The organism is Isoptericola cucumis, from assembly GCF_014635665.1.
Taxonomy (GTDB): Bacteria; Actinomycetota; Actinomycetes; order Actinomycetales; family Cellulomonadaceae; genus Isoptericola; species Isoptericola cucumis.
The window spans coordinates 171,265-187,144 of sequence record NZ_BMDG01000004.1; the positions used below are offsets into that span (position 1 = coordinate 171,265).

A 15,880-nucleotide genomic window follows, 5' to 3' on the forward strand; every position below is an offset into this window, starting at 1 on the left:
AGCCGATTCGCTTGCAGGACATCGATGTTGTGTGCCGTTCCTGCAACGCCAAGCGCGGCCGAGCCCGACCCACGGGGGATGGGGTCGACGCCAACGTTAAGCACCCCTGGTGGAAGGCATCGAGGCAGTTACATACCGAGTCACAGAGAGGCGGTGCAGCATGAGGGCAGGCCCCAAGAAGGCGGTAACCGCCGAACCTCTGGACTTCTCCCACCTGGGACCAGTGGGCTGGAAGCGCGTGGATGCATTCGCCCGTGAGTACCTTCTGGTGCCCAAGGGTGAAGGTGCCAAGTCGCCTTTCCGGCTGCGGAAGTGGCAGCTCGATATCGTCCGTGGGCTGTACCCGATGCGCGGTCAGCGTCCGCGTCAGGGCCTTCTCTCCCTGCCTCGAGGCAATGGGAAGACGGCCCTTGCCGCGGTGCTCGGCGTCTATGGCCTCTTTGCCGACGACGTCGAGTCTGCTCAGGTTCTCGTCGTCGCCAGCGACGAGCGCCAGGCAGGGCACGTCTTCAAGGCGGCGGCGCGCATGGTCGAGATGAACCCGCTCCTTGCCGAGCAGGTGCAGGTCTACCAGGACCGCCTCTACGTGCCGAACACGAACAGCGAGCTTCGGACCCTGCCGGCGACGGTCGACGCACTCCAGGGCTGGGACCCGTCGCTCATGATCGTGGACGAGCTGCACGTTGTCACCGAGGCCGTGTGGGACGCCGTGACGTCCGCAGCGGGCAAGCGGCGGTCATCCCTCACCCTGGCCATCTCCACGCCCGCAGACACGCCCGAGAGCATCATGTGGACCCTCGTGGAGCACGGGCGCGCGGACGACGATCCGGCCTTCTTCTTCCGCGAGTGGGCGGCCCCTGAGGGGTGCGCGAAGGACGACGAGAAGGCGTGGAAGATCGCCAACCCGGCGCTCGGTGACTTCAAGTTCGTGGACGCCATGCGCGCCACGATGCGCACGACCCGTGAGCCCGCGTTCCGGCGCTACCAGCTCGGGCAGTGGGTCGGTCAGGCCGAGTCGTGGCTCCCATGGGGCCAATGGGACGGATGCTCCGACGCTGGCCGTGAGGTCCGCGACGGGGAGCGCGTCGTCCTGGCGTTCGACGGCTCGGCGTCCGGCGACTCCACGGCCCTCGTGGGCTGCACCGTGGGCGAGGACCCGCACGTCTTCGTCGTGGACGTCTGGGAAAACCCCGGTGACCGCGGGTGGCGCGTGCCGCGCGAGCAGGTCGACACGTCGGTCATCGCGGCATTCGAGAAGTACGACGTCGTGGAGCTCGCGGCGGACCCGTGGGGCTGGAGAAGTGAGCTTGAATCGTGGTCCAAGAAGTTCGGAGAGCGGCGCGTTGTCGAATACAACACCGCCTATGCCGGGCGCATGGCCCCGGCTACGGACAGGCTCTATCAGGCGACCGCTACTCAGGCCATGACGCACGACGGCGATTCTCGAATGGCCGCGCACGTCGCCAACTGTAAGGCGAAGTCGACTTCCCAGGGTGATCTAGTCACCAAGGACAAGCGCGGTTCACCTCGAAAGATTGACGCCGCCGTCGCCGGCATCGTGGCATTCGATAGAGCGGCATTCCATTCCAACAAGACGACCCGAAAGCGAGTAGTGAGTTTCCGATGAACGATCTTCTCAAGACCCTCTCCGACAAGCTCGACACCACGGCCCCAGCCCTGGCGCGGCTGGACAACTACTACAACGGCACCCAGCCTGCGGCGTTCCTGACCCCGGAGGCCCGCGAGGCGCTGGGCGACCGACTCAAGGTGCTGAGCGTCAACTTCCCCCGGCTGGCCGTGCAGTCCGTGGCCGAACGGCTCCAGGTGACCGGCTTCCGGCTCGAGGGCGACCAGTCCGAGCCCGACGCCGCCCTCTGGTCGACGTGGCGACGGAACCGCATGGAGGACGCGGCGGCTCAGGCGCACGTTGACTCCCTCGTGTACGGGCGTTCGTTCGTGATCGTGTGGGCCGGTGCGAACGGTCAGCCCCTCATCACCGTGGAGAGCCCCCGGCAGGTGGCCGTTCTGCGGGACCCGGCCACTCGTGAGGTGACGTCGGCGCTCAAGCGTTGGCACGCGGACGGACGCGGTCACGCGGTGCTGTACGGCCCCGACCGGATCACGCGGTACGTGTCCCAGGCTCGAGTGACGGACAGCGGCTCGCTCCCGTCGACCGGCTGGGACGTCGTCTCGGAGATTCCGAACCCGCTCGGCGTCGTGCCCGTGGTGCCCATCGTGAACCGAGGCCGTCTGCTCGAGGTGGACGGAGTCTCGGAGATGGAGGACGTGCTGGACCTCGCGGACGCGCTCAACAAGATCATGAGCGACGCCCTGGTCACGTCCGAGTACTACGCCCGCCCGCGACGCTGGGCCACGGGCCTGGAGATCGTGGAGGACGACGAGGGCAACCCCGTCAAGCCCTTCTCCAGCGCGCTCGACGACATCTGGCAGGCCGAGGACCCGGCTACGAAGTTCGGGCAGTTCGAGGCCGCCAGCCTCTCCGGGTACGCCGAGCTGGGCGCGATGCTCACCCAGCAGATTGGCGCGCTCTCCACCCTGCCCCCGCACTACCTGGGGCTGAACGGTGACCAGCCGCCGAGCGCCGACGCCATCCGCTCGGCTGAGGCGTCCCTCGTCTCCCGGTGCTACTCGCTCCAGCGCACGTTCGGGCAGTCGTGGGCCGACGTCGCCCGCCTCGTCGTGGCCGTCCGCGACGGCGTCGACCCGACGACGCTGGACGTCGAGACCGTGTGGGCCAACCCGGAGACCCGGACCCCGGCTCAGGCCGCGGACGCCGCTGCCAAGCTCGCGGGCATCGGGATGCCGCTGACCATCCTCCTGGCCGACCAGCTCGGCATGACCCCGGCTCAGGTCGACCGGGTCCGCGAGGCCATCCGCACCCAGGCACTCGACTCCGCCGGCGTCGACCTCGCCGCCCTCGCGTCGTGACCTACCGCGACGCGCTCCAGGCGCTCAGCAGCGAGACCGAGGCGAAGGTGCTCGCCATCTATGCCGCGTTCTCCGAGGGCAGCATCACCTACGACGAGGCAGCAGCAGCCATCGCGGCCGTCGTCGTCAAGGGCAACGCCCGAGCCGTCGCCCTGGCGGACCTGGCCCTGGCCGCGAACCTCATGACCGCCCTCAGGAAGCCCGTGGCGACCCTGGGGCTGGCCCTGCCGGACGGCGAGCCCGCGAGGCTCCACAAGGCCGCCACGACGCTCCTGGCGATCCGTGAGGTGACCCCGGAGCGCGTGGCCCGTCTGGGCCGCGTGGAACCGCTCGAGGCAGGGCAGCGCGCGTTCTCCGAGGGCATCGCTCGATCCGGCTCGGTGGAGGGCTGGGTCCGCAACAAGAGCGCGAGCGCGTGCCAGCTCTGCACCTGGTGGTCCCGTGACGGTCGAGTCTGGCCAGCAGGTCACCCGATGCCCCGGCACAAGGGCTGTAGCTGCACCCAGACCATCGTCCACGTCGACCGCGTCCAAGAGACCGCAGCGGGCCGCAAGGAGCGCATCGCCCGCGAAGCCGCGACCAACACCCGGAGGTACAACCCATGACCGTTGAGCAGATCAAGCCCGAGGACGAGGCGACCGAGCCCGTCGAGACCGCGACCCCCGACCTCGAGCAGACCGAGCCCGAGACACCGGAGCCCACCGAGGACCCGGAGCCGGAGCCAGAGACCTTCCCCCGCGAGTACGTCCAGAAGCTCCGCGACGAGTCCGCCAAGTACCGGCAGCGGGCAGCCAAGACCGACGAGCTCGCCCACCGTCTCCACGCGGCACTCGTGACCGCCACGGGACGTCTGGCCGACCCCACGGACCTGCCCTACGACGAGGCCCACCTGGACGACCCTGACGACCTCGAGCGGGCGATTTCCGACCTTCTGTCTAGGAAGCCGCACCTGGCCAGCCGTAGGGTCGCCGGAGACGTCGGACAGGGCGCATCGGGCGGCACTGGCGGCGTCAGCCTCGCCGGCCTTCTCCGGGCCGGGGCCGCGTAAGAGGGGGATGAACGATGGGCCATCGTGAAGAAGCACTGGTCAACCTCGGTCGGGCCAAGGAAGGGGACTCGAGAGCCCTCGCGCTTGCCCAGGTCTACGCGACGCTGGCAGTTCTCGACGCGGTCGATGCCCTCAATGACACGCTGAACAGCACGAGCGAGTAATACCCTCCTGGGGTATAGTGAAGGGGTCGGGCCTGGTGCCCGACCCCTTCGCTATGTGGGCCTGGCGTCCAAGCGTGAATCCCTTCTCACGTCTTGGAGACATCATGGCTATTTCCACCACCACCGCCGCCGAGCTCACCGCCGAGCAGGTTCAGAGCATCCTCGTGCAGCCCCTCGAGGCCGCGTCCGTCTTCCTCGCTTCTGGCCCGCGCGTCTTCGACACCAACGGCTCGAGCGTCCGCATCCCCAAGCTGGGCGGCGAGACCTCGCCGGGCTGGGCCGGTCAGAACGCTCAGATCGCTGAGGTGAACCCGGACTTCGACGAGGTCGTGCTCCTGCCGGACACGATGCTCTCGGTCAAGACCCTCACGCGCTTCTCCAACGAGCTGGCCCGCCAGTCCGTCGTGAGCCTGGACGCGGCCCTGCGTGACCGCCTCGTGCGCGACGTCGCCACGGCGCTCGACAAGGAGTTCATCGCGGGCACCACGACCAACGGCACCAAGCCGCTCGGTCTGATCAACTACGCCGACCGTCAGAAGATCACCGGCGTTGGCGCGGTCAGCATCGACGACCTGCACGACGCTGAGGGCCTGGCCCTGGGCGCGGACGTCGACCCGGCCGGTCTGCGCTGGATGATGAACCCCCGCGACTTCGTCGCCATCCGCAAGCTCAAGGCGTCCGGCACCGGTGCGTACCTGGTGCAGCCGGACGTGACCGCTGCGGGCGGGTACACGCTCCTGGGCCACCCGGTGACCGTCACGAGCCGCGTGCCCAAGAACCTGGGCACCGGCACGAACGAGTCCGTCATCGCGCTCTGGGACCCGTCTCAGGTGGCCGTCGCGCGCGACATGGCCCCCTCGGTCAAGATCCTCGACCAGACGTTCGGGGACTACGACCAGCAGGCCATCCGCGTCGTGGCCCGCTACGACGCCAAGCCGCTCAACGGCGAGGCCGTCGTCACGCTCGAGGGCGTCACGGCCGCCTGATGGCCGCTCCCACCTCAGAGCAGGTGGCCGCATACCTCGGCAAGGGTGACGACAGTGGCCTCGTCACCCTTGCCGGGCAGCACCTGCCCATCGTCACCGCGTTCGTACGGGCCTACGTGCGCGGCAACGGCTTCACGGACAACGAGCCGAACGCCGACCTCGAGGCCGTCGTCGTGTCCGCTACGGCACGGCTGACCGCCAACCCGGAGCAGGTCACCCGTCGCCAGCTCGACGACTACGCGGAGAACCCGGCGACGCTCCACGGCTTCACGCTCCCCGAGCTGGCGATCCTCCACCTCTACCGCCGACGGGTCGCCTGATGGACGCCGCCGGCATGATCCGCAACGGCCGCGCCGTCGCGCTCCGGTACATGAAGGCCACGGGGACCACCGTCACCCTGGGCCGCAACACCGGTGCACTCGACCCCGAGACGTTCGACCCGATCCTCACGACCGTCTACAGCGGTCCGGGACGGGTGCAGACGAACGAGGCCGTCGAGCGTGAAGTGGAAGTCGGCGGGGGAACCGTCGTCGTGCAGCGGTACGCCGTGCACATCCCGGTCGGGGACTTCACTCCGGCGATCAACGACGTCGTGACGGTCACCGCGTCCGCGCTCGATGCCAACCTCGTCGGACGGCAGTTCACGGTTCGGTCGCTGCTCCACAAGAGCGCCGCGACCGCATACCGGCTCGGCGTGGAGGACACCAACGGCTTCGGTGCCTGACCAAGTCCGTAGCGGGCTGACGTCCCGCACGGCTAGGCCCCGGTCCCTCACGAGGGGGCCGGGGCCTTAGTTCCATGTAGGTTCCACGACTCTGCATCGTCGCTGGTCAAGTGAGTGCCCCGGGCGGGATTCGAACCCGCACTGGATCGGGTTTGAGCCGATTGCCTCTGCCGGTTGGGCTACCGGGGCGGTGCGAGGCCCATCGAACCACACGCCCAGGTCAGGTACCCAACCCGTCCGAGCCGGCGGTCGGCCGGCGTCGCACGGTGCGCGGCGGCCGCTCCGACCGCCGTCGAAGGAGCGCGGCGGGTGCTGTCCGCGACCGGGCGTCACGCGCGGTGCACGGTCGCGTCGCATGACTCACACCTCGAGCGCACGCGGCCCGCCCGCGTGACGTCTAGGATGTGACACGTGACCGAGAAGCCCAACGACGCGAAGCCCGAGGCGACGGTGCCGCTCGACCTGCCGCCCATGATCGACCAGGAGCCCGAGGCTCAGAAGGTGTCGGCCGAGCGACCGGCGCGCCGCGCCGTCGTCGCCGAGGACGAGGCGCTCATCCGCATGGACGTCGTCGAGACGCTCCGTGAGGCGGGGTTCGACGTCGTCGGCGAGGCCGGTGACGGCGAGACCGCCGTGCAGCTGGCCACCGACCTGAAGCCCGACGTGGTGGTCATGGACGTCAAGATGCCCGAGCTCGACGGCATCTCGGCGGCCGAGCGGATCGGCAAGGCGCACGCCGCGCCGGTCGTCCTGCTCACCGCGTTCTCGCAGACCGAGCTCGTCGAGCGCGCCCGCGACGCGGGCGCCATGGCGTACGTCGTCAAGCCCTTCACCCCGGCGGACCTGCTCCCGGCCGTGGAGATCGCGATCTCCCGGTACCAGCAGATCGGCGCGCTCGAGTCGGAGGTCGCCGACCTCGCCGAGCGGTTCGAGACCCGCAAGCGGGTCGACCGGGCGAAGGGCCTGCTGATGACGAAGATGGGGCTCAGCGAGCCCGAGTCGTTCCGCTGGATCCAGAAGACGTCCATGGACCGGCGACTGACCATGCGTGAGGTCGCCGATGCCGTGATCGAGCAGGTCGGCGGCGCCTGAGCGCTCTGACGGCGGCCCGCCCCGGACCGGGGCGGGCCGCCGTCCGTTGTGCGGCCGGTGCCAGGCGGCTATCGTCACCTGGGGGCCGTGACCATTTCGTGATATTCGCGCTCCACGGGCGCACCCGGGTGACCCGCCCGGAGGTGCGACGGGCAGGGTGGCGGTCGTGCCGTCCCGTGCCGGTGGAGGTTCGTCGTCGAGGAGGTGCTGATGCGGGCAGCCGTCGAGATCAGGGCAGTTGAAGCGGACGACCTGGCCGCGGTCGCGAGCCTCGCCGCCGAGGCGGTCGAGGAGTCGCCCACGAGCGTGCAGGCGGCTCAGGCCGAGCCCGGCCGGCTCGTGGAGCACCTGAGCGTGCTCCTCGCCGCCGGAGGCAACGTGCTGGTGGCGGCGCACGAGGGCGAGGCCTGCGGGTTCCTCGTCGTGCGCATGATCGAGCCGCTGCTGTTCGCCCCCACGTCCAGCGCCTACGTCGACGCGCTCTACGTGACCCCCGAGGCGCGCCGGCGCGGCGTCGGCCATGCGCTCCTCGCCTCGGCCTCGTCGCTCGCCGCCGAGAAGGGTGCGGAGCACGTGTACTGCGCCCCCGCCCCGGGCGCACGCGGCATGCAGCGCTTCTTCGCCCGGCTCGGGTTCGCGCCGGCGTCCGGGCACCGCGTCGTGCCGACGGCGGCGCTGCAGCGCCGCCTCGCGCAGGAGGGGCCGCAGTCTCCGCGGGGCACCCGGTTGAGCCGTCGCGAGGCCACGCGGGCCGCGATCGAGGACCTCGTCGCCCGCCGCCGCCGGGCCCGGGACGCCGGGCTCCCGACCGGCCCTGTCGATCTGCGGGACTTCCAGGCTCAGCGCGAGGCGATGCTCGAGGCGGCGTCGGCCCCCCACGCCGGGACCCGCGACGGCGCGGTGCTCGACCCGGTGGGTCGCGGCGAGTCCCTCGGGTCCTGACGCGCACGTCGTCGGCGCTGTCCCTTCGCGCGTGCTGACCCCGCGCTCCTGACGGAGCGCGGGGTCTGCTGCACGTCAGGTCGCGTGGTTCACGCCGTGCCGAGGATCATGCAGGTGAGCCGCGCCGTGCACACGCGGCGCCCGTCGTCGTCGGTCACCACGATCTCGTAGGCCGCGGTCGTGCGCCCGAGGTGCAGCGCGACCGCCTCGCCGTGCACCCGGCCGTCGCGCACGCCCCGGTGGTGGGTGGCGTTGACCTCGAGGCCCACGGCCGCGCGGGCCGGCCCGGCGTGCTGCTGTGCGGCGATCGACCCGAGGGTCTCCGCGAGCGTGACGGACGCCCCGCCGTGCAGCAGGCCCGCGGGCTGCGTGTTGCCGGCCACCGGCATGCTGCCGGTCGTCCGCTCGGCGCTCACGTCGACGATCTCGATGCCGAGCCGCTCGATGAGGCTGCCGCGTGCGGCGGCCCGCCACTGCTCGGTCGTGGCGGGGAACTCCTGCGCTGGTGTGTCGGTCACGCACGCTAGGTTGGCACCCGTGACGACCTCTGCGCGAACCGGCCCCGGACACACGACCCGCCCCCGGCTCCTGCTGATCGACGGACACTCGATGGCGTACCGCGCGTTCTTCGCGCTGCCGGACACGCTGGTGACCTCGAGCGGCCAGGTGACCAACGCCGTCTACGGCTTCACCTCGATGCTGACGAACCTCCTGCGCGACGAGCAGCCGACGCACGTCGCGGTCGCCTTCGACGCGGGGCGTGTGACGTTCCGCACCGAGCAGTTCGCCGAGTACAAGGGCAACCGCGACGCGACCCCCGAGGTCTTCCGCGGTCAGGTCCCGCTGATCAAGGAGGTGCTCGAGGCGCTGCGCATCCCGTCGCTGCAGCGCGAGGGAATCGAGGCCGACGACATCCTCGCGACGCTCACGCAGCGGGGCACCGAGGCGGGCATGGAGGTGCTGATCTGCTCCGGCGACCGTGACGCGCTCCAGCTGGTCACCGACGACGTGACGCTGCTGTACCCGAAGCGCGGCGTGTCCGACCTGGTGCGCATGACGCCCGGCGCCGTCGAGGAGAAGTACGGGATCCCGCCCGAGCGCTACCCGGACCTGGCCGCGCTGGTCGGCGAGACGAGCGACAACCTGCCGGGCGTCGCCGGGGTCGGGCCCAAGACCGCGGCGAAGTGGGTGACGGCCTACGACGGCCTGGACGGCCTGCTGGAGCACGTCGACGAGCTCAAGGGCAAGGCGGCGCAGAACCTGCGGGAGTCGGTCGACCAGGTACGGCTGAACCGGGTGCTGAACGCGCTCCTGCGCGACGTCGAGCTGCCGCTGACGGTCGAGGAACTCGCGCTCGCCGGGTTCGACCGGGAGGCCGTGCACCGCGTGTCCGACACGCTCCAGTTCGGGGCGCTCCGCGACCGGCTGCTCGCGGTCGACCCGTCGGCGGAGGCGGCCGTCGAGACGGCGAAGGGTGGGGTCGAGGTCGACCTCGTCGCCCTGGAGCCGGGGGAGCTGGCCGCGTGGCTGGCCGCGCGGGCCGGCACCCGGCTGGGGCTCGACGTCACGGGCACCGCCACGCCCGGGGCGTCGGACGCGTGGGAGGTCGCCCTGGCGGCCCCCGCCGGGAACGGCGCGACCGGAGCCGGGACCGCCGTCGTCGTCGACCTCGCGGACGCGGCCCCGGACGACGAGCGGGCCCTCGCCGCCTGGCTGGCCGACCCGGGCGCGCCGAAGGTGGTGCACGGGGCGAAGTCGGCGTGGCACATGCTCGCCGGGCGCGACCTCGAGCTGGCGGGCGTGTCGTTCGACACGGAGCTCGCGGCGTACCTGTGCTACCCGGACCAGCGGGGCTACGACCTCGCGGACCTCGTGGTGCGCCACCTGGGCCGTGAGCTCACCGTGGGCGAGCCGGAGGGTGCGCAGGGTGCGCTCGACCTGGCCATGGCGGACGACGACGACCCGCACGAGGACCCGCGGTCGCGGCAGGCCGCGGTGCGCGCGGTGGCGGTGGCCGACCTCGCGACGGCCCTGACGGGCCAGCTCGCCGACCGCGGCGCCGACGGCCTGCTCACGGACCTGGAGCTGCCCCTGACGGGCGTGCTCGGGCGGATGGAGGCGACGGGGATCGCCGCCGACGTCGAGTACCTCACCGAGCTGGAGCGCCAGTTCGCGTCGGCGGTCGCCGACGCGGCCGCGGAGGCCTACGACGTCATCGGCCGGCAGGTGAACCTGGGCAGCCCCAAGCAGCTCCAGGAGGTGCTGTTCGACCAGCTGGCGATGCCCAAGACCAAGAAGATCAAGACGGGCTACACGACGGACGCCGCGTCGTTGCAGGACCTGTACGTGAAGACCGGCCACCCGTTCCTCGAGCACCTGCTGGCGCACCGGGACGTGACCCGGCTCCGCTCGACCGTGGAGGGCCTGCTCAAGTCGGTCGCGCCCGACGGGCGCATCCACACGACGTTCCAGCAGACGATCGCGGCGACGGGCCGGCTGAGCTCGACCGACCCCAACCTGCAGAACATCCCCATCCGCACCGAGGAGGGCCGCCGCATCCGCCGCGCCTTCCGCGTGGGCGAGGGGTACGAGACGCTGCTCACCGCCGACTACAGCCAGATCGAGATGCGGATCATGGCGCACCTGTCGGGCGACGAGGGGCTCATCGACGCGTTCCGGTCGGGGGAGGACCTGCACCGCTACGTGGGGTCCCGGGTGTTCGACGTGGCGCCGTCCGAGGTCACGCCCGAGATGCGGTCCAAGATCAAGGCGATGTCCTACGGCCTGGCGTACGGGCTCAGCGCGTTCGGCCTGTCGCAGCAGCTGACCATCCCCACGAGCGAGGCGCAGTCGCTCATGGACGACTACTTCACGCGGTTCGGGGGCGTCCGGGACTACCTCACCGGCGTGGTCGAGGAGGCGCGGGCGACCGGGTACACGGCCACGATCCTCGGGCGCCGGCGGTACCTCCCCGACCTCACGAGCGACAACCGCCAGCGGCGCCAGATGGCCGAGCGGATGGCCCTGAACGCCCCGATCCAGGGGAGCGCCGCCGACATCATCAAGGTGGCGATGCTCGGCGTGCAGCGGGAGCTCGACTCCCGCGGGCTCGCCTCGCGGCTCCTGCTGCAAGTGCACGACGAGCTTGTCGTCGAGGTGTCGCCGGGGGAGCGGGAGGCTGCCGAGGACGTCCTGCGTACCCAGATGGGCGCCGCGGTCGAGCTCGACGTCCCGCTCGACGTCTCGGTGGGGGCCGGCGCGACGTGGCACGACGCGGGGCACTGAGGCTGCCCGGGCCGGTCAGTCCTTCGTGGTGACGAACACCGCGGTGCCCGGCAGGTAGGCGCCCCGCTCCGGTCCCCAGCCGCCCCAGACCTGGTCGTTCCACTCCGGCCACTCGGGCTCGACGACGTCGCGCACCCGCAGGCCGGCGGCGACGACGTCACGGACGTGGTCGCCGAGGGTGCGGTGGTACTCCGCATAGGCGACGTGCCCCTGGTCGTCGGTCTCGACGTACGGCCTGCGGTCGAAGTACGGGCGGTTCGCCGTCATGCCGAGGAAGGTCGGGTCGTCGGGGAACGCCCAGCGCAGCGGGTGCGTCACCGAGAAGACCCACCGGCCGCCCGGCCGCAGGACGCGGGCCGCCTCGGCGTGGACACGCTCGGCGTCCGGGACGAACGGGATCGCGCCGAACGAGGTGAAGACGACGTCGAAGCCGCCGTCGGCGAAGGGCAGGGACCGGGCGTCGGCCTGCACGGCGGGCACGCGCGTCCCGGCGGCGGCGTCGAGCACGGCGGCCCGGCCGAGCATCCCCGCCGAGACGTCGGTCGCGACGACCGTCGCACCACGTGCGGCCAGCCACCGGGAGCAGTGGGCGGCGCCCGCCCCGACCTCGAGGACCCGCGCCCCGGCGACGTCACCCAGCAGACCGGCCTCGTCCTCGGTCAGGCCCTCGGGGCCCCAGCGGAAGCCCGCGTCGCCGAGGAACGCCCGGTGCTCGTCGAGGTACTCGGCGGCATTGGCGTCCCACCAGCCGCGCGCCGCGGTCCCGCCCTCGTCGTCCGGCACCTCGAAGTAGCCGGCGTGGGAAGGGGGAAGCGGTGCGCTCACCGTGTCATCCTGGCACGGTGGGTCGGGCCCGGCGTCGGGGTCGACCCGGGTCGGTTCGTGCGCGTTGACCGGCGGGTAGAGCATCGATAAGATAGCGGGCGGTGCCGTGCGCCCGGTGTGACCTCAGGCCACCGCCGCACCCCGGCACCACGACCCTGTTCGCACTACGCCCTGTCCGCATCGGAGCATCCACTCAATGACCATCTCCACCACGAAGTCCGCCCCGCAGGTTGCCGTCAACGACATCGGCACCGAGGAGGACTTCCTTGCCGCCGTCGACGCCACCATCAAGTACTTCAACGATGGTGACATCGTCGAAGGCACGATCGTCAAGGTCGACCGCGACGAGGTCCTCCTCGACATCGGTTACAAGACCGAGGGCGTCATCCCGTCCCGCGAGCTCTCGATCAAGCACGACGTGGACCCGGGCGAGGTCGTCGCCGTCGGCGACGCCGTCGAGGCGCTCGTCCTCCAGAAGGAGGACAAGGAGGGGCGTCTGATCCTGTCCAAGAAGCGCGCCCAGTACGAGCGCGCCTGGGGCACGATCGAGAAGATCAAGGAGGAGGACGGCGTCGTCACCGGCACCGTCATCGAGGTCGTCAAGGGTGGCCTCATCCTCGACATCGGGCTGCGCGGCTTCCTGCCCGCCTCGCTCGTGGAGATGCGTCGCGTCCGCGACCTCGCGCCGTACGTCGGCAAGGAGATCGAGGCCAAGATCATCGAGCTCGACAAGAACCGCAACAACGTGGTCCTGTCGCGCCGTGCCTGGCTCGAGCAGACGCAGTCCGAGGTCCGCTCGACCTTCCTGCAGACGCTGCAGAAGGGCCAGGTGCGCCCCGGTGTCGTCTCCTCGATCGTCAACTTCGGTGCGTTCGTCGACCTGGGCGGCGTGGACGGCCTCGTGCACGTCTCCGAGCTGTCCTGGAAGCACATCGACCACCCGTCCGAGGTCGTCGAGGTCGGCCAGGAGGTCACGGTCGAGGTGCTCGACGTCGACTTCGACCGCGAGCGCGTCTCCCTGTCGCTGAAGGCGACGCAGGAGGACCCGTGGCAGGCCTTCGCCCGCACGCACGCCATCGGCCAGGTCGTGCCCGGCAAGGTCACCAAGCTGGTGCCGTTCGGTGCGTTCGTCCGCGTGGAGGACGGCATCGAGGGCCTCGTGCACATCTCGGAGCTGGCCGTGCGCCACGTCGAGCTGCCCGAGCAGGTCGTCAGCGTCGGTGCCGAGGTCTTCGTCAAGGTCATCGACATCGACCTCGAGCGTCGCCGCATCTCGCTGTCGCTCAAGCAGGCCAACGAGGGCGTCGACCCGGAGTCCGACGACTTCGACCCCGCCCTGTACGGCATGGCCGCGGAGTACGACGAGAACGGCGAGTACAAGTACCCGGAGGGCTTCGACCCCGAGACCAACGAGTGGCTCGAGGGCTTCGAGACGCAGCGGGAGGCGTGGGAGGCGGACTACGCCAAGGCGCACGCTCGCTGGGAGGCCCACCGCGAGCAGGTCCGTGCGGCCATCACGGCCGACGCGGACGCCGCGGTGAGCGACGCCGTCCCGAGCGGTGGCGGCAGCAGCAGCTCCTCCACCCCGGCGTCGACCTCGTCGTCCTACTCGTCGGCTCCGGCGCAGCAGGAGGCCGCGGGCACGCTCGCGTCCGACGAGGCCCTCGCGGCCCTGCGCGAGAAGCTCACCGGCAACTGAGCCGGTCCGGCCGCCAGGAGCGGCCGGCCGAGCATCGACGGCCCGTCACCCCGCGTGGGGTGGCGGGCCGTCGTCGTGCGCGGGGGGCGGCGTCGTCGAGACGGTGGATCCGGACGTGGGTCTCGGGGCGAAGGCGTCGGCCCCGGGCGTCACGGGCGTCAGGACGGGCGTCAGGACGGGCGCCAGGACGGGCGCCAGGACGGGCCTTGAAGGCGTCCGGGCGGGCCGTCAGGGGGCGCGCGGTGCGTCGGCGAACTGTGTCGCGTAGAGCTCGGCGTACAGACCGCCCGCCGCGAGGAGCTCGGGATGCGTGCCGTGCTCCACGACGCGTCCGTCCTCCAGGACCACGATCGCGTCCGCGGCGCGCACCGTCGACAGGCGGTGCGCGATGACCAGCGAGGTCCGCCCGGCGAGCGCCTGGTCGAGCGCGGTCTGCACCGCCGCCTCCGACTCGGAGTCCAGGTGTGCGGTCGCCTCGTCCAGCACGACGACGTCGGGCGCCTTGAGGAGCAGCCGGGCGATGGCGAGCCGCTGCCGCTCCCCGCCGGAGAGGCGGTACCCGCGATCACCGACGACGGTGTCGAGGCCGTCGGGCAGGGCCGTGACGAGGTCCCAGATGCGCGCCTGCCTCAGCGCCTGCTCGAGCTGGTCGTCGGTCGCGTCCGCACGCGCGAAGCGGAGGTTGGCGGCGATCGTGTCGTGGAAGAGGTGCGCCTCCTGCGAGACGACCCCAACAGTGGCGCGCAACGACGCCGCCGTGACCTCCCGCAGGTCCTCGCCCGCGATCCGCACGGCGCCCTGCGTCGGGTCGTACATCCGCGAGACGAGCTGGGACACGGTCGTCTTGCCCGCGCCCGAAGGCCCCACGAGGGCGACCATGGCGCCGGCGGGCACGACGAACGACACGTCGTGCAGGGTATCGGAGACCGGGTCGGCGCGCAGCGTGGCGACGGATTCCAGGGACGCGAGCGAGACCTCCTGGGCGCCGGGGTAGCGGAACGTGACCCGGTCGAGCTCGACGGACGGCCCCCGGTCGGCCACGGCGGCCCGCAGGTCGGCGGCACCCGGCTTCTCGGCGACGGTGGGCTCGAGGTCGAGGACCTCCAGCACGCGCTCGAAGCTCACCAGGGCGGTCATCACGTCGACCTGGACGTTCGACATCGCCGACAGCGGCCCGTAGAGGCGGCCGAGGTACGCGGTCAGGGCGACGACCGTGCCGACCGTGAGCTCGCCGGCGATCGCCTGCAGCCCCCCGAGCCCGTACACCAGCGCGATCGCGACGGACGCGAGCGTGGTCAGCCCGACCCGGAACCATGTGCCCAGCAGGGCCGTGCGCACGCCGAGGTCGCGCAGCTGGCGCACCTGCTCGGCGTAGCGGACGGACTCGCGCTGCGGGTCGCCGAAGACCTTGACGAGGTGCGCGCCCGCGACGTTGAACCGCTCGTTCATCATCTGGCCCGCGTCCGCGTTGAGCTCGTACCCGGTGCGGGCCAGCGCGGCGAGCCGCCTGCCGAACCACCGCGCGGGCAGGACGAAGGCCGGCACCAGGAGCAGCGACAGCAGCGTCAGCTGCCACGACATCACGAACATGGCCGCCAGGGTGAAGGCGATGGTGAGCCCGTTCGACACGACCGTCTGCAGGGTCGAGGTGAACGCCTGCTGGGCGCCGAGGACGTCCCCGTTGAGCCGTTGCACGAGGGCGCCGGTGCGAGCCCGGGCGAAGAACGCGAGCGGCATGCGCTGGACGTGGTCGAAGACGGCGGTGCGCAGGTCGAGGATCAGGCCCTCGCCGACCCGCGCCGACAACCACCGCTCGCCGACGGACAGCGCCGCGGTGACGAGCGCGATCCCGGCGGCCGCGCCGGCAAGGGCGAGGACGAGCGGCCCGTCGCCGGTCGCGATGCCGTCGTCGATGAGGCGCCGGAAGAGGAGCGGGGTGACGGCTCCGGCCGCCGCGCTGAGCACCAGCAGGGCGACGAAGGCCACGAGCAGGCGCGTGTAGGGCCGGGCGAAGCCGAGGATCCGGCGCAGCGTGCGTCGTGCGAACCGGTGCTCCCGCACGGACGAGTCGTGGAGGAACGAACGCATCGCGGGGCCGCCGGCCATTCCACCTCCTGGTCCCCCCGCGGGACGCGCCCACGGGACGTGCTCATGGCGGGAAGCCTA

At 71.4% G+C, this 15,880-nt stretch carries 14 protein-coding genes and 1 tRNA gene; 11 read left to right on the forward strand and 4 right to left on the reverse strand.

Annotated features, from left to right (window positions below):
* Positions 1–160: 160 nt before the first annotated feature.
* The 7 genes from IEW03_RS07050 to IEW03_RS07080 all read left to right on the forward strand — a co-directional run bounded on the left by IEW03_RS07050 (position 161) and on the right by IEW03_RS07080 (position 5,871).
* Positions 161–1,627 (forward strand): terminase large subunit domain-containing protein, encoded by a 1,467-nt coding sequence (locus IEW03_RS07050; protein ID WP_188522947.1) that lies wholly within the window; start codon positions 161–163, stop codon positions 1,625–1,627.
* Positions 1,624–2,949 (forward strand): phage portal protein, encoded by a 1,326-nt coding sequence (locus tag IEW03_RS07055; protein WP_188522948.1) that lies wholly within the window; start codon positions 1,624–1,626, stop codon positions 2,947–2,949. The genes IEW03_RS07050 and IEW03_RS07055 overlap by 4 nt, the downstream gene beginning before the upstream one ends.
* Complete coding sequence (locus IEW03_RS07060) at positions 2,946–3,554, forward strand: hypothetical protein (protein WP_188522949.1); 609 nt, start codon at positions 2,946–2,948, stop codon at positions 3,552–3,554. Before IEW03_RS07055 ends, IEW03_RS07060 begins: the two co-directional genes overlap by 4 nt.
* Positions 3,551–3,997 (forward strand): hypothetical protein, encoded by a 447-nt coding sequence (locus IEW03_RS07065; RefSeq protein ID WP_188522950.1) that lies wholly within the window; start codon positions 3,551–3,553, stop codon positions 3,995–3,997. The genes IEW03_RS07060 and IEW03_RS07065 overlap by 4 nt, the downstream gene beginning before the upstream one ends.
* Positions 3,998–4,265: 268 nt before the next feature.
* Positions 4,266–5,147: a phage major capsid protein gene (locus IEW03_RS07070; protein WP_188522951.1), complete on the forward strand. Its 882-nt coding sequence runs from the start codon at positions 4,266–4,268 to the stop codon at positions 5,145–5,147.
* Positions 5,147–5,467, forward strand: a complete 321-nt coding sequence (locus IEW03_RS07075) for a hypothetical protein (RefSeq protein ID WP_188522952.1) — start codon at positions 5,147–5,149, stop codon at positions 5,465–5,467. The genes IEW03_RS07070 and IEW03_RS07075 overlap by 1 nt, the downstream gene beginning before the upstream one ends.
* Positions 5,467–5,871: a DUF6093 family protein gene (locus IEW03_RS07080; protein WP_188522953.1), complete on the forward strand. Its 405-nt coding sequence runs from the start codon at positions 5,467–5,469 to the stop codon at positions 5,869–5,871. The genes IEW03_RS07075 and IEW03_RS07080 overlap by 1 nt, the downstream gene beginning before the upstream one ends.
* A gap of 115 nt (positions 5,872–5,986) precedes the next feature.
* Here IEW03_RS07080 and IEW03_RS07085 read toward each other — a convergent pair.
* Positions 5,987–6,060, reverse strand: a tRNA-Leu gene (locus IEW03_RS07085).
* A 282-nt stretch (positions 6,061–6,342) separates the two neighbouring features.
* Here IEW03_RS07085 and IEW03_RS07090 point away from each other — a divergent pair.
* Both IEW03_RS07090 and IEW03_RS07095 read left to right on the forward strand, forming a co-directional pair.
* Positions 6,343–6,963, forward strand: coding sequence for an ANTAR domain-containing response regulator (locus IEW03_RS07090; protein WP_188523166.1), 621 nt, complete (start codon positions 6,343–6,345; stop codon positions 6,961–6,963).
* A gap of 210 nt (positions 6,964–7,173) precedes the next feature.
* A complete protein-coding gene (locus IEW03_RS07095) occupies positions 7,174–7,905 on the forward strand; it encodes a GNAT family N-acetyltransferase (RefSeq protein WP_188522954.1) in 732 nt (243 codons plus the stop codon).
* 89 nt (positions 7,906–7,994) lie between these two features.
* Here IEW03_RS07095 and IEW03_RS07100 read toward each other — a convergent pair whose 3' ends face one another.
* Positions 7,995–8,423 (reverse strand): hotdog fold thioesterase, encoded by a 429-nt coding sequence (locus IEW03_RS07100; protein ID WP_188522955.1) that lies wholly within the window; start codon positions 8,421–8,423, stop codon positions 7,995–7,997.
* 19 nt (positions 8,424–8,442) lie between these two features.
* Here IEW03_RS07100 and polA point away from each other — a divergent pair, with 19 nt between their 5' ends.
* Positions 8,443–11,190 carry a DNA polymerase I gene (polA, locus tag IEW03_RS07105; RefSeq protein ID WP_268236080.1) on the forward strand — a complete coding sequence of 916 codons (2,748 nt, stop codon included), beginning with the start codon at positions 8,443–8,445 and terminating at the stop codon, positions 11,188–11,190.
* Between the two features lie 15 nt (positions 11,191–11,205).
* On the opposite strand, the gene IEW03_RS07110 is transcribed toward polA, so the two are convergent.
* Positions 11,206–12,015, reverse strand: coding sequence for a class I SAM-dependent methyltransferase (locus IEW03_RS07110; protein WP_229737714.1), 810 nt, complete (start codon positions 12,013–12,015; stop codon positions 11,206–11,208).
* Between the two features lie 196 nt (positions 12,016–12,211).
* On the opposite strand from IEW03_RS07110, the gene rpsA reads away from it, so the two are divergent.
* On the forward strand, positions 12,212–13,714 hold the full coding sequence (rpsA, locus tag IEW03_RS07115; protein WP_188522958.1) for a 30S ribosomal protein S1: 1,503 nt from the start codon (positions 12,212–12,214) through the stop codon (positions 13,712–13,714).
* Positions 13,715–13,942: 228 nt separating this feature from the next.
* On the opposite strand, the gene IEW03_RS07120 is transcribed toward rpsA, so the two are convergent.
* On the reverse strand, positions 13,943–15,820 hold the full coding sequence (locus tag IEW03_RS07120) for an ABC transporter ATP-binding protein (RefSeq protein WP_188522959.1): 1,878 nt from the start codon (positions 15,818–15,820) through the stop codon (positions 13,943–13,945).
* Between the last annotated feature and the right edge of the window lie 60 nt (positions 15,821–15,880).

Bases quoted from the DNA above. Each gene is read 5' to 3' on its own strand.
- IEW03_RS07080 (WP_188522953.1), top strand. From the start codon at position 5,467: ATGGACGCCGCCGGCATGATCCGCAACGGCCGCGCCGTCGCGCTCCGG.
- IEW03_RS07070 (WP_188522951.1), top strand. From the start codon at position 4,266: ATGGCTATTTCCACCACCACCGCCGCCGAGCTCACCGCCGAGCAGGTT.
- IEW03_RS07055 (WP_188522948.1), top strand. From the start codon at position 1,624: ATGAACGATCTTCTCAAGACCCTCTCCGACAAGCTCGACACCACGGCC.
- IEW03_RS07095 (WP_188522954.1), top strand. From the start codon at position 7,174: ATGCGGGCAGCCGTCGAGATCAGGGCAGTTGAAGCGGACGACCTGGCC.
- IEW03_RS07075 (WP_188522952.1), top strand. From the start codon at position 5,147: ATGGCCGCTCCCACCTCAGAGCAGGTGGCCGCATACCTCGGCAAGGGT.
- IEW03_RS07050 (WP_188522947.1), top strand. From the start codon at position 161: ATGAGGGCAGGCCCCAAGAAGGCGGTAACCGCCGAACCTCTGGACTTC.
- IEW03_RS07090 (WP_188523166.1), top strand. From the start codon at position 6,343: ATGATCGACCAGGAGCCCGAGGCTCAGAAGGTGTCGGCCGAGCGACCG.
- rpsA (WP_188522958.1), top strand. From the start codon at position 12,212: ATGACCATCTCCACCACGAAGTCCGCCCCGCAGGTTGCCGTCAACGAC.
- IEW03_RS07065 (WP_188522950.1), top strand. From the start codon at position 3,551: ATGACCGTTGAGCAGATCAAGCCCGAGGACGAGGCGACCGAGCCCGTC.
- IEW03_RS07120 (WP_188522959.1), bottom strand. From the start codon at position 15,820: ATGGCCGGCGGCCCCGCGATGCGTTCGTTCCTCCACGACTCGTCCGTG.